This window comes from Desulfobaccales bacterium (assembly GCA_041648175.1).
Lineage (GTDB): Bacteria > Desulfobacterota > Desulfobaccia > Desulfobaccales > 0-14-0-80-60-11 > 0-14-0-80-60-11.
On record JBAZPO010000001.1, the window covers coordinates 326,238 to 338,733 of the forward strand.

Here is a 12,496-nt window from a genome sequence, read left to right on the forward strand (position 1 = left end):
GCGGAGCGCAGGATCTCATATTTTCCTCTATTTTTTGAGATTCTTCGGTCGCTTCTCTCCCTTAGAATGACAGACTAGGAGACTTTTGCCAGCGGCTCAAAAGTTCCTTCATCTTTTTCCCTCTCCCCCCAGCGTGGAGAGAGGGTTAGAGTAAGGGGTGGATAAGAAAAGACTTTTGGCCATAAGGATAATAAGTTAGGAATCCAGGACAGAATATGACTACCCTTCGTTCCCATAACGTTGAGCCTCACCTCTTCGTGGTCCTGGGAGGCACCAGCGACCTGATGCGGCGCAAGCTCCTGCCGGCCCTCTACCAGTTGCGGGCCAGCGGGGCCGTCCCCGACCCCCTGATCATCCTGGGGGCGTCCAGAAAGACCGGGCTGACGGATACAGGCTTCCGGGCCTTGGCCTTAGAGGCCCTGACCGAGGCTGGCCCCCTTAACGACCCGGCCGGCCAGTGGTGTAGCGAGTGTCTTTTCTTCCAGAGTCTGGGAGCGGGTACGCCGGAAGACTTTAAAGCCCTGGCGGTTCGCATCCGCTCCCTGGAGGAAGAGCACCATTTGCCCGGCAACCGGGTCTTTTACCTGGCGATGCCGCCTCAAGCTTATATGCACACCATTGCCGGCCTGGGCGAAGCCGGTCTCAATGCAGACTCGGGCTGGACCCGGCTGGTGGTGGAAAAGCCCTTCGGCAAAGACCTGGACTCCGCCATCATCCTCAATGAGCAGATCCACCGGTATTTCAGCGAATCCCAGGTCTACCGCATCGACCATTATCTGGGCAAAGAGACCGTCCAGAATCTCTTGATCTTTCGGTTCGCCAACGCCATTTTCGAGCCGCTCTGGCATCGGAATCTGGTAAAGAGCGTCCAGATTACCGTGGCCGAAAGCCTGGGGGTGGAAGGCCGGGCCGGATACTACGATCAGGCCGGGGCCCTCCGGGACATGGTCCAGAACCACCTCACCCAGCTCCTCACCCTCACTGCCATGGAAGTGCCGGTTGCCTTCGACGCCGAGAGTATCCGCACCGAAAAGGCCAAGGTCTTGCGGGCCGTCGCCCCGGTTCTGCCGGAAAACGTGATCTACGGCCAGTATACCCGGGGGAGCATCAACGGCCAGGAGGTGCCGGGCTACCGGGAAACCGCGGGGGTCTCCCCCGATTCCCAAACCGACAGCTTCGTGGCCTTAAAGCTTTTCGTGGAGAACTGGCGCTGGCAAGGAGTGCCCTTTTATCTGGTAACCGGCAAACGCCTGCCCCGGCGCTTCACCCAGATCGCCGTGACCTTCAGCTGCCCGCCCGTGTGGGTCTTCGAGCCCCACTACGCCGGGACCTGCAGCCCCAACGTCCTGGTGTTTACGGTGCAGCCCGATGAAGGCTTCGACCTCCTATTCGAAGTAAAAGCCCCGGGGGAGCCCCTGCAACTCAAGACCAAGCGCCTCCGGTATCGCTACTCCGAAGAGGCGGTCCCCCTGCCCGAGGCCTACGAGACTCTCCTCCTGGATATCATGGCCGGCGACCAGACCCTGTTTGTCCGGGCCGACGAAGTGGAGTGGGCCTGGCGCATCTACGCCCCGGCCTTGGACCCGCCGCCGGGGAGCGTGCAGTTCTACCCCGCCGGCGCCTGGGGTCCCCCGGGCACGGACCTCCTGTTGGAATGGCCGGACCCGACTTTGCTTTATCGCTAGACTGTGGTAGATATTCTTAAAAGCGCGCGGGCTCGCGGGCGTCCGCCCTTCACCTCTAAGTTCCAGCCTATTGCCTGAGAGAAGTCCATCATGTGGGTCGCGGCAATACAACTCAACTCTACCCCGAACCAGGTAGCCAACCTGGCCCGAGCCCAGACGCTGGTGGAGGAGGCCGCCTCCCGGGGTGCTCAACTGGTGGCCCTTCCTGAACATTTTGCCTGCCTGGGAAGCGATGCCGACACCGCAGCCGCAGCCCAGCCCCTGGACGGCCCCTTGGTGACCAGTTTTCGGGAGTTGGCCGCCAAGCTGCGCATTTTTCTGCTCTTGGGCTCCTTTCCCGAGCGCAGCCCTGGAAAAGCGCGCCCGTACAACACCAGCCTCCTTTTGGCTCCCCAAGGCAAGATCATCGCCCATTATCGCAAGCTGCACCTGTTCGACGTGGACTTGCCCGGCCCCCCGCCCCTCCGGGAGTCGGAGCACACCCAACCAGGGGAAGCAGTGGTGACCGTGGCGCTGCCGGGGACATCTTTCACCGCGGGACTTGCTATCTGCTATGATTTGCGCTTTCCCGAACTCTTTCGAACCCAGGTCAGCCAGGGAGCCAATCTCATCCTCATGCCCGCGGCGTTTACGGCCACCACCGGCCGGGATCATTGGGAAGTGCTGCTCCGGGCCCGGGCCATCGAAAATTTAGCGTATGTGGTGGCCCCGGCCCAGTTTGGGCAGCACGTGCCCGGCCGCCGGAGTTACGGGCGCTCCCTTATTGTCGACCCCTGGGGGACGCTTCTGGCCCAGGCCCCTGACGGCGAAGGGGTGATCCTGGCCGAGCTTGACTATGAGCGGTTGCAGCGCCTGCGCCGGGAGTTACCGGCCCTGCGTCACCGCCGCCTGCACTGAAAAACGTAGGGGCGGATTTCAAACCCGCCCTGCCTCGGAAGGAAAAATGCCTGAAAGTTGGATTAAACCCGGTGCCCGAAAACTCTTCCGCTGGTACCTCAGCAAATTTCCCCTGCGGGACGGCAAAGCTTTTTTGTACGCACGCCTCCATGCCGGGCTGGCCCCGACCAACCGTTTTGCTGTGGTTCGCCTAGACAAGGGTTTTATGATGAACCTTGACCTGCACGACCCGGAGCAGCTCAAAGTCTATTTTTACGGCCACTATCACGAGCGCTACGAAGCCGATCTGGTGGCGAGTCTTTTGGAAAACGACGACGTCTTCTGGGATATCGGCGCCAATGTCGGCTATTTTACCCTGGTGGCGGCCACGGCTTTGGCGAACCGCGGCCAGATCGTCGCGTTTGAGCCGGGCAAAAATGCCTACGCCCGGCTCACGGAAAATATCTCGTTGAATCCTTATGGGAATATCCAGACTTACCCCGTGGCCGTCAGCGACCGTGAGGGCGAGGCGGTGCTCCACGTTTCCGGCGACATTGCCGACTCTAGCGCCAGCCTCTTTCTATCCGGCGGCGGCCAGGCCGGGCGCGAGGTCTGCCGCACGGTGGCCCTGGATCAATTCTTGACCACAGAGAATTTGCGCCCGCCCACCCTGATCAAACTGGACGCCGAAGGTGCGGAGTTGGCCGTGCTCCAAGGGGCTAAGCGCCTCATCTCCCAATCTCCCCCCATGTTCCTGATGGAAATGGAAGAAAAGAACCTGAAAGCCGCGGGAGCCAGCAAAGCGGCTATCCGGCAATTTCTGGAAGCCTTCGGCTACCGGGCCGCGCATCTGCGCAAAGGCCGCTGGTACGCCACCACTGACCTTGACGCGGTCAAAGGCCGGAATATCTTCTGGTTCAACCCTGAGGTCGAGACCCACCGCCGCAAAGCCGCGCTGCTGCCGGTCACCTGCTCTTATATCTCTATGCCCCCGCCTTGCTGCCGAGCCACGATAAATCCATAATAAATATTAGTCAGGGCGGGAAAGAAATGCCTTTCTTTCTTCCCTCCCCCTTGATGGGGGAGGGTCAGGGTGGGGGTGGTATATGGACAAATGCACCGCCTTATTCCCCTTCCCCTGATCCCCTCCGTCCCTTGCTAAGTCGGTAGACTATCACCCCCACCAACAGTATCGCCCCCAGGAACAGCAGACCCACGGGCTTTTTGGCCAGGGCGTATGACGTGGAGCTGAACAACATGAAAATGCAGCACGCGGCAAAGACCAGGGGAACCAGGGGATAAGCCGTGACCTTATAAGGGCGCGGTATGTGCGGCTCTTTGCGCCGGAGCACGAAAACCGAGAGCCCCGTGGCAAGAAAGAACAGCCACACCACCGGGGCGGTATACAGGATAGTATCGACAAAAGAACCGGCCGTTAAGACGATGACCAGGCTTAAGGACCCCTGAGCGACCAGGGCCCATACCGGGGTGCCGAAGCGTCCGCTCCACCTGCCCAAAGGCCGGAAGGATTTATGATCGGCCCCCAGGGCATAGGAAATCCGCGCCCCGGTAAAGATCAGACCATTGACCGCCCCCAGGGCCGAGATGCAAATAAGGATTGCGATAACCCGCCCGGCCGCCTGAGGAAATACCTTGCTCATCATCTCCACGGCCACCGCCTGGGAGTTGGACAGGCCCATCAGCCCCAAGGCGGAGAGGAAAGCGCTATTGATTAAGAGATAGAGAGCGGTGACCGCGACGGTCCCGATCACCAGGCCGCGCACGATATTCTGCTGCGGCCGCTTGATCTCCGCGGCGACGTAGGCCATTTCGTTCCAGCCGCCGAACGTGAACAACACCAGGATAAAGGCCAGTTGCAGCCCTTCCCCTGAGAAAGTCCCAGAAGCACCAGGCGGAGGTGTCTGGGGCGGAGCCATCAGCCCGACTACACTGATAGCCACCAGTCCCACGATCTTAATTACGGTGAGCAGGTTTTGCGTAAACTTCCCCGCTTTGACGCCGCAGATGTTGATGACGGTCAGCACCATGATGGCGGCCGCGGCATAGAACAGCCCGCGGTCTCCAAAAGGAGCATACAGCGTCTGGGCGTAACGGGCAAAGATAAAGGCCATGAGGGCAATATCGCCGGGCCTGACAATCGCCAATTGGGACCAGCCGAACATATAGCCCGACCCGCGGCCATAGGCCCGGGTCAAGTAAATGTAGTCCCCTCCTTCCCGAGGATAGGTGGTGGCCAGTTCCGCATAACAGAGGGCGCCCGTCAGCGCCAGCAACCCTCCCGCCAGCCAGGCAAGCATGACTCCCGGCCCGCTGCCCAGGCATTTCGCCACGGTCGGCGCGGTTTCATAGATGCCGGCCCCGATGATGATCCCCACAATGATGCAGGTTGAATCAAACAGCGAAAGTTCTTGCTTCGGAACTCCCTCCACCCCAGTCTCCTTCCGGTAGCACAGGCTTTCTAGCCTGTGCTCATGTAGGCTAACGTCTACGACTACATAATGTCCGGCGTTTTGCAAGAAGCTCTTTTGGCAATGAGGATTAAGTATGCCATAAACCAGCCAGGAAGGCGACGATGCCAGGGTTCTTGCCCGGACGGCAATTTTTCATGTTCACCAATGTATATTGGTTTATACTGGCAATCGGGCTCCCGGTGAAAATAGCCGCGGCCAGTCTCCTCATATCCCATAACCAAGGTTTTTAAATCCATCCGGTCAGGAACAATAAATGGTCGCGGTTATCAGAAAATTAACCTTATATCGCTCTGTTACGCTAGTCCTGCTCTTCGCTCTCGTTTCGGTTCCTGCTCTCGGGGGGGATTCTGATTCTGACTCCCGGAGGGACGCCCAGACCGGCCTGCAAACCGCACCGATTGCGGCCCGAAACCCCGCCTATAATGATGGCGCCCGCTTTATCGCCGGTCTCACGAACCCTGGGGGCGCTCTGGCCGCCTCTGAAAATAAACCGGCCTGGATCAAATATGCCAAATTTATCAACCAGAGCTGGGAGCGGTTCGACGCCAGGCATCTGGCGCCCATGCGGGAGTGGGCCGCCAAGGAGCTCGGCACTGCCGGCGCCGCCACCGTTTTTTATCCCTTCAGCGGCCCGGATTTCGTCAATATGTATGCCCTTTTCCCCCACGCCAAAACCTACCTGATGATCGCCTTGGAACCTGTCGGCGAGATTCCGGATTTTTCCGCCGCGGCTGCAAACCATTTCTTTGCCCATTTGGAACGCTCCCTTTACGATCTTCTCCAACTGAACTTTTTTATAACGGAAAAATTGAAAAATTCCCTGGGAGAGCCGGAGCTGAAGGGGATTCTCCCGGTCTTATTGTTCTTTCTGGCCAGGGAAAAGACCCAGGTTACAGACGTTCGGTATTGGGTCATGAAACCGGATGGCACGATCGAGGAATCGCCTGCTGTAGGCCCGAGGCTGGTCAGCCGGGACGACGTTGCCGGGGTGCGTATCAATTTTGCCCGGCCCGGTTCCGAGGACACGCAAACCCTCTACTACTTCCGGTTTAATCTGCGTGATGATTCCCTCAAGCGTCACGAGAAGTTTGTCTCGTTCCTGAAAGGTTTCGGTCCCCTCACCACCTTTGCCAAAGCGGCCTCCTATCTGATGCACAAGCCGAGATATGCTGGCATCAGGCAGTTTATCCTGGATCAGAGTCATTATGTGCTGGAAGGCGATTCGGCCATTCCCGTGAAGTACTTCGACCAGACCGCCTGGAATTTGAAGTTTTTCGGAACCTACACCAGTCCCATCCAGTACTTCAAAAATTTCCAGCAAAAGGATTTGGCGGAAATTTATAAAGGAAGCGCGAACGTTTTTCCCCTCCCCTTCGGGATCGACTATTGTCACCGGTTAAACACCTCCAACCTCATGCTCGCGTCCAAGAAGGTGGAATTGGCTTCCGGCGATTTAAAATGATTTTAAAGCGTTACCCAAACCTCGCTACCGCCCTCCTGCTCGGCCTGCTTGCGGTGATCCCGGTGAGCCTGAAAAGTGAGGGGGCAACCTCTCCGCCCCTGCCGCTCAGGGTGCCGAACGCAGAGTGGCGTCGTTTAGACCAACGGCAGGACCAGGGACTCCAGGCCAAGCTGAACCAGGCCTTGCAAAGGGAAAAACTCTGGCAGGCCCTGATCAGCACCGGGAAAATGGCCGTGGGTCTGGTGGACCTCTCTGACCCGGCCAGGCCCCGGTTTGCCCAGGTTAACGGCAATACCATGATGTACGCCGCCAGTCTCCCCAAGCTCGCCATCTTGTTGGCGGCCTTCCAGGGTTTCCAAGACGGCAGCCTCAAAGAAACCTCGCAGATTCGAGCCGATCTCATCGAGATGATCCGCCGGTCGGATAATTTCGCTGCGAGCCAAATGGTTGCCCGGATCGGGTTAAAGAAAATTGAACGGGTCATCCTGGACCCGCGCTATCAATTTTACGATGCCAAAAAAGGTGGGGGAATCTGGGTGGGAGGCTCTTTTGCGCGAGATGGCGAACAGAATCCCGAACCCCTGAAAAACCTGATTCAAGCCGCGACGGTCAACCAGGTTTGCCGTTTCTATTACTTACTGGCTTATGGCAGGCTCATCAACCCGGAGAGTTCCCGGCAAATGCTCAAGATCCTGGCTTTTCCGGACCTGCACGATAAGTTTGTCAGCGTCCTGGAGAAAGAGGTGCCGCCCAATCGCATGTACCGGAAATCCGGGGAGTTTAGGATATGGTATTCAGATTCAATCTTGGTGTGGGGTCAACCCTTAAAGCGGTATATCCTGGTGGCCCTGGTTGAGCACCAGCAAGGTGAGCAAATCCTGAGAAAGTTGGCGCGCCTGGCGGAACAAATCTTAAGGCCCCGCCGGTAGGGCGAAAAAAAAACGGGGGATCAAATCCCCCGTTTCAGGATATGCCAATAGGGTTAAAGGATCAGCGGGACGTGGCCTTGGCCAGCTTTTCCCGATGGGACATGCAGTTGCGGCAGAGAAGCGCCTCGGGCATGATCTCCAGCCGCCTGGGCTCGATGGGCTGGCCGCAGACCTCGCAGTACCCGTAACTGCCGTTCTCCAAGCGGTTCAGGGCCTCTTCGATGGCCTCCAACTCCTGCCGTTTCGGTCCCAAGAGGGTGAGATTGGTTTCGGCCATCAAACTGACGGTGGCTTGGTCCTCTTCGTCCCGGGCCGCGGCCAGCATCTCCTGATAACCGTCGCCGATATTGCTCTTGAGCTGTTGCTTAACTTCCTGCCAGAGGCGCCGCTTCCGATCCAGCAAGCGCTCTTTTACCTCGTCTAATTTCTCAGAGCTCGGTCCTGCCATCTTACACTACCTCCAGGATCGATGCCGGGGCCACATCAGAACCCCGACCTTATTCCAGAAAATCTTCCAGGGCCGCTTTGCGGGTGGGATGCTTCAGCCGCTTTAGGGCCTTTTTTTCAATCTGCCGGATACGCTCCCGGGAGACCTTGAAGGCCCGGCCGATTTCTTCCAGGGTATGCTCCACTTCCTCGCCGATCCCAAACCGCATCTTCATGATCTTTTCTTCCCGGGCGGTGAGGGTGGTCAAAATGGAGTCGGTCTTCTCGCCCAGTTGGGATTCGAGAATGGCTTCGTAAGGCGATACCGCCTTGTCATTGCGAATGAAATCGCCCAGGCGATCGCCTTCATCGCCCACCGGTGTCTCGAGCGAAATGAGTTCATCCGCCAGGTTGGTCACCAGGAGGATTTTTTCCTCCTGGACCCCGGAGCGTTCGGCAATCTCTTTTAAGCTCGGGTCCCGGCCCAGTTCCTTGAGCAGGTCATAGAAGGCCCGATAGCACCGGTTCCGGATCTCCTGCAGATGCACCGGAATCCGAATGGTCCGGGTCTTGTCATAAATAGCCCGGGTAATGGTCTGCCGAATCCACCAGGATGCAAAGGTGCTCAGGCGGTAGCCGGTGGTGTAGTCATACCGGGTCACGGCCTTCATCAAGCCCAGGTTGCCCTCCTGGATCAGATCCGAGAAGGTTAATCCCCGATGCAGATATTTCTTGGCGATACTCACCACCAGGCGCAGATTGGCCTTGATCATCTGGTCCCGGGCCTGATTGACTTCATCCTCCGTCGCTTTGATCTGGTCGGCCAGGTCTTTGACTTCGGTGGCTTCCGGATGGTGCTTCAACACCATGAGAAGTTTTTGGTGAATCACCTTGAAAAGCTTTTCCTTGCCCTGGGCGCTTTTGTCCGGGGTCTCATCCCAATGCTGAACCTTCTTTTGCAGGTAGCGGACTTCCTCCAGTTCGGAGTGGGCAAGGGACACCAATTGCAGGATGTTATCCTGACCCTCTTTGATTATGCGCCCCAAAGTCCGCTCTTCTTCCGGCGACAAAATCGAATACCGCAGCATCTCCCGGAAATAGGCGGCTACCAAGCCTTCGTGTTCGGGAATGTCATCGGCTTCGATGACATCATCTATTTCCTCATCGCCCCCCTCTGCCGCTACGGGGCCGTAGCCGGAGGCGTCCAGGTGCTCGGTAACGTCCAATTCTTCGTCAGCTGCGCCCTCAAAGGGCGCGCGGAAGTCTAGAGCTTCCCCTTCCTGTTCTTCAGGGAGATGAAACTGGTCGTAGGCCAGAAATTCATTCCCGCCAATGTCGATAAATTTCTTAAGGTAATCCTTTTCCATGGATTTCATCCTGTTTTGGTGCGCAAGGTCGTAAAAGGTTAAAGTGGTTATTCTAACTTATAATAGACTCGTGTCAAGATAAAATGTTAACCACCTTCGCCCACCTTTTCTCTTTATCGGCATTTTTCCGGAATTTATCCAGTTGTTTTAAAATAATAATCTTTGCGCCAAAGTCAATCGCCATTATAGACGAAATCTCTTCCATATCCCAAAAATTGTCCGAGCCCCTCCTTGACCCCCGCATGGGCTTCAGAGCATCGCTCCTCCTTCCTCCACATAAAAACGGCCACCCCGCCGGAGCAGGTGGCCGCTTCTGTAACCAGGGTGATTCAAGCTGTGCGGTTAGGCCTTACGCCGCCGCCACCAGCCTGCCCCCAGTAGGCTCAAGAGGCCTGTGCCCAAAAGGCCTACGCTCCCGGGTATGGGAATCACCGGAGGGGGCACTGCGGTGGCGTTCAGGATATTGATATCCCAGGCGGTCGCCAAAGGACCGGTCCAATACGAATACCCACTCCAGGAACCATCCGCATTCTGTGAATCAACTAAAGAATTACAGTAATCCTCCCACCAGTTCCAACCGTGATTGGGGTTGTCAATATCGCCCGGGTCGGCGTGCAGGTTTGTAATCGTAGTCTCGTCGTCCAACCCGATGGTCGATTCTAGCCCCTTGTAGATGGACCACATGGCGTAAGGATGCCCGAAGTTGCCGTCCCAGGTGCTGTTCGCGGTATTCAGCCAGTTATTATTCAGATAATTGAGGGCGGCAGCCATATCACCGCCTCCGCCGGCAAAGACCATCTCAATGAGTAACCCGCCAGTTTTGGCTTCGTTGACGATGTTATTGGGGTTATCATACCCGGACCCGCCGCTGACGTCGTTTTGAATGTAGTTAATCCAAATTTGCAAAGCGCTCGGTGTTTGAGCCGGAACTGAGGCTCCGGCCAAGGCCTTGGCATACAGCATGGCTACGGGAGGCCACTGAGCTGTGGAATTATCGGCATCCGTCCATTCGGGATGATATCTCCAGCCGCCATAAAAGTTGCCATTTGCAGGACCTCTTTGGCCCCAGATAAAGGAATCCACGCCGCGTTGGATGACCTCGGCATAAGTTTTGCCATCCACATTGGCGTTGCCGGTGCCTGCGATGACTGTATTCACGCCTAAGCCGGGTAAGCTTGCGGCATATCGGCTGAGAGCCGGAATGGTGAGGCCGGATTCGTAAGTTGAGCGATTGCGATCACCGCCATACCATTCGAAACCATAGCCGACACCACTGAACCCCGACCAGTTAGCCGACGGATAGGTGAACAGCTTGGTCTGCTGTAACAGGAAATTTGCTGCGTTATTGACCACGGCGGTGTAATCTGCGCCAAACCAGCCGCCCGGCTTAAGCTTCTGTTCAGAGAACGCCAGTAGGGCGGCGGCGGTGGAAGCTCTTTCATTCCCGCCGTAAGCCCAATAGCCTCCGGCTTGTTGCTGGGACGCCAGCCACGATAATCCGGATTGAATTGCCGCCTGTTTTTCCGCTTCCGAGGCCGCATTGGCTATTCCCACTGCCGCCAGGGCCAGAGCCAGCACCATAATTAACACACACGTTTTCCGCATGGGGTCATCCCTCCACACATAGGGGAGCATCCAAGGCTTCCGAGGACATTCCCTGTTCCCTTGGATAGAAATTTGGGACACATCCATTTACCCCTGCCCACCTTACACCTTGCCCGTAATTTTCCCCGATCCACCTCCTCTAAGCAAAAAGCCTGACAACTCTTCCCCGGCCACCCGAATATTTCGTTTAACCCAGCAGGACTTTCAGGCTTTCCGCCCGTGTCTCAGGAGAAGTTTGTCCTTATTTTGCTTAAAGTGTACTGTATATTATTTTGTAATTATGCGCTATCAATTTTCAACAACTTTGTATCACTTTTCTTAATTACATTTTCTTTGTGAACCCAAACCAGGATTAATTATTATTTTTAATAATAATGTTAAGATTTATTTGTTTATAGCACCCGCGCACCACCATCCATTCCTTGCGCGCAGCGCCTGATATAATAATCGATACCATTTTTGGGGGTCTCAATCTTCAAAGTAGGGTCTTTCACTTCAAACCAAATGCACCAGGATATCTCCTTGACCCCCTCCACACTCCCGGAGTATCATGCCCCCATCTTACCGGGAGGCCCGGATCATGCCCCATCAACCTATTGCCCGCCTGCAGGACGGCGCCGTGGTGCAGCAATATTTCCTGGTGCGCCAGGCCGAAAGCCGCACCGATAAATCCGGCAACCCTTATTTTTCCCTGGTCCTGGGTGATAAGACCGGCACTATGGTGGCTAAGGTCTGGAGCAAGGTAGTGGCCAAATGCCCCGGCCCCTTTACCCCGGGAGATCATGTGGGAGTTCAGGCGCAAGTCGAGTCCTACAAAGGCGAATTCCAGCTCAATGTCCAGTATATCAACACCGTCGAGGCCCTCCGGGCCATGGGCCGGGACCTCCGGGAGTATGACCCGGACCTGCTCGTCCAGGCCACCCCGTACGACCGCCAGGAATTATGGCAGGAACTCTGCCAGTTGGCTGAAACCCAGATCGGTCCGCCCCTTGCGCAACTGGTCCTCAATCTCCTTAACCGCCACCGGGAGGAATTCCTGGTCTGTCCCGCAGCCCGCCTCTATCACCACCCTTACCTCGGCGGCCTCTTGGAACATACCTGGTTCGTCGCCCGCCACACCCTGGCCTCCCTCAACATCTATCCCGACCTGAACCGGGACCTGGCCCTGTCCGGGGCTATCCTCCACGACCTGGGTAAGATCATCGAGATCGCCAACCCCCCCGCGCCTGAGCTCACCGTGAGCGGCCAACTCCTGGGCCACATCGTCCTGGGCTGGGATCTGGTGCGCAGAGAAGCCCAGACCCTGGAGTTCCCCGACCCCACCCTCCTGCTGCAACTGGAACACATCATTTTATCCCACCACGGCTCCCTGGAGTTCGGCTCCCCCATCCCCCCCAAAACCCGGGAAGCCCTGCTGGTCAATTTCCTGGACGACCTGGACGCCAAGCTGAAAATGATGAGCCAACACTTGGAGAGCGACACCGGCGCAGGTGATTTCACCAGCTATCATCGGGTCTTGCAGCGGGGACTCTACAAGGGTGGCTCCTCTGCCGGCCAAAACGGGGAGCCGGACGAGGCAGCCGAAAAATAATTAAAGATTTCCATGAGCTGAGTTGACATTCTACAAAACTGTCTTATTTTTAATATAAGTAGG

At 56.9% G+C, this 12,496-nt stretch carries 10 protein-coding genes; 6 read left to right on the forward strand and 4 right to left on the reverse strand.

Going from position 1 to position 12,496, the window contains the following annotated elements:
• Positions 1-215: 215 nt before the first annotated feature.
• The 3 genes from zwf to WC600_01525 all read left to right on the forward strand — a co-directional run bounded on the left by zwf (position 216) and on the right by WC600_01525 (position 3,585).
• Complete coding sequence (gene zwf, locus WC600_01515; GenBank protein MFA4901400.1) at positions 216-1,685, forward strand: glucose-6-phosphate dehydrogenase; 1,470 nt, start codon at positions 216-218, stop codon at positions 1,683-1,685.
• 90 nt (positions 1,686-1,775) lie between these two features.
• Positions 1,776-2,582: a carbon-nitrogen hydrolase family protein gene (locus WC600_01520; GenBank protein MFA4901401.1), complete on the forward strand. Its 807-nt coding sequence runs from the start codon at positions 1,776-1,778 to the stop codon at positions 2,580-2,582.
• 46 nt (positions 2,583-2,628) lie between these two features.
• Positions 2,629-3,585, forward strand: coding sequence for an FkbM family methyltransferase (locus WC600_01525; protein MFA4901402.1), 957 nt, complete (start codon positions 2,629-2,631; stop codon positions 3,583-3,585).
• 100 nt (positions 3,586-3,685) lie between these two features.
• Here the strand turns inward: WC600_01525 and WC600_01530 are convergent, their stop codons facing one another.
• Entirely contained in the window at positions 3,686-5,011 is a 1,326-nt protein-coding gene (locus WC600_01530) for an amino acid permease (GenBank protein MFA4901403.1), read from the reverse strand.
• Between the two features lie 295 nt (positions 5,012-5,306).
• Between WC600_01530 and WC600_01535 the strand changes: the two genes are divergently transcribed.
• Complete coding sequence (locus WC600_01535) at positions 5,307-6,515, forward strand: hypothetical protein (GenBank protein MFA4901404.1); 1,209 nt, start codon at positions 5,307-5,309, stop codon at positions 6,513-6,515.
• On the forward strand, positions 6,512-7,444 hold the full coding sequence (locus WC600_01540; GenBank protein MFA4901405.1) for a serine hydrolase: 933 nt from the start codon (positions 6,512-6,514) through the stop codon (positions 7,442-7,444). The genes WC600_01535 and WC600_01540 overlap by 4 nt, the downstream gene beginning before the upstream one ends.
• Before the next feature lie 61 nt (positions 7,445-7,505).
• On the opposite strand, the gene WC600_01545 is transcribed toward WC600_01540, so the two are convergent.
• The 3 genes from WC600_01545 to WC600_01555 all read right to left on the reverse strand — a co-directional run bounded on the left by WC600_01545 (position 7,506) and on the right by WC600_01555 (position 10,842).
• Entirely contained in the window at positions 7,506-7,892 is a 387-nt protein-coding gene (locus tag WC600_01545) for a TraR/DksA C4-type zinc finger protein (GenBank protein ID MFA4901406.1), read from the reverse strand.
• 49 nt (positions 7,893-7,941) lie between these two features.
• Positions 7,942-9,237, reverse strand: a complete 1,296-nt coding sequence (locus tag WC600_01550) for a sigma-70 family RNA polymerase sigma factor (protein ID MFA4901407.1) — start codon at positions 9,235-9,237, stop codon at positions 7,942-7,944.
• 342 nt (positions 9,238-9,579) lie between these two features.
• Complete coding sequence (locus tag WC600_01555; protein MFA4901408.1) at positions 9,580-10,842, reverse strand: hypothetical protein; 1,263 nt, start codon at positions 10,840-10,842, stop codon at positions 9,580-9,582.
• Positions 10,843-11,392: 550 nt separating this feature from the next.
• Here WC600_01555 and WC600_01560 point away from each other — a divergent pair.
• Positions 11,393-12,433: an HD domain-containing protein gene (locus WC600_01560; GenBank protein MFA4901409.1), complete on the forward strand. Its 1,041-nt coding sequence runs from the start codon at positions 11,393-11,395 to the stop codon at positions 12,431-12,433.
• Positions 12,434-12,496: the final 63 nt, after the last annotated feature.

What these genes read in the sequence shown, in the direction of transcription:
- zwf (MFA4901400.1), top strand. Translation starts at nt 216, where the DNA reads ATGACTACCCTTCGTTCCCATAACGTTGAGCCTCACCTCTTCGTGGTC.
- WC600_01520 (MFA4901401.1), top strand. Translation starts at nt 1,776, where the DNA reads ATGTGGGTCGCGGCAATACAACTCAACTCTACCCCGAACCAGGTAGCC.
- WC600_01525 (MFA4901402.1), top strand. Translation starts at nt 2,629, where the DNA reads ATGCCTGAAAGTTGGATTAAACCCGGTGCCCGAAAACTCTTCCGCTGG.
- WC600_01535 (MFA4901404.1), top strand. Translation starts at nt 5,307, where the DNA reads ATGGTCGCGGTTATCAGAAAATTAACCTTATATCGCTCTGTTACGCTA.
- WC600_01540 (MFA4901405.1), top strand. Translation starts at nt 6,512, where the DNA reads ATGATTTTAAAGCGTTACCCAAACCTCGCTACCGCCCTCCTGCTCGGC.
- WC600_01545 (MFA4901406.1), bottom strand. Translation starts at nt 7,892, where the DNA reads ATGGCAGGACCGAGCTCTGAGAAATTAGACGAGGTAAAAGAGCGCTTG.
- WC600_01550 (MFA4901407.1), bottom strand. Translation starts at nt 9,237, where the DNA reads ATGGAAAAGGATTACCTTAAGAAATTTATCGACATTGGCGGGAATGAA.
- WC600_01555 (MFA4901408.1), bottom strand. Translation starts at nt 10,842, where the DNA reads ATGCGGAAAACGTGTGTGTTAATTATGGTGCTGGCTCTGGCCCTGGCG.
- WC600_01560 (MFA4901409.1), top strand. Translation starts at nt 11,393, where the DNA reads ATGCCCCCATCTTACCGGGAGGCCCGGATCATGCCCCATCAACCTATT.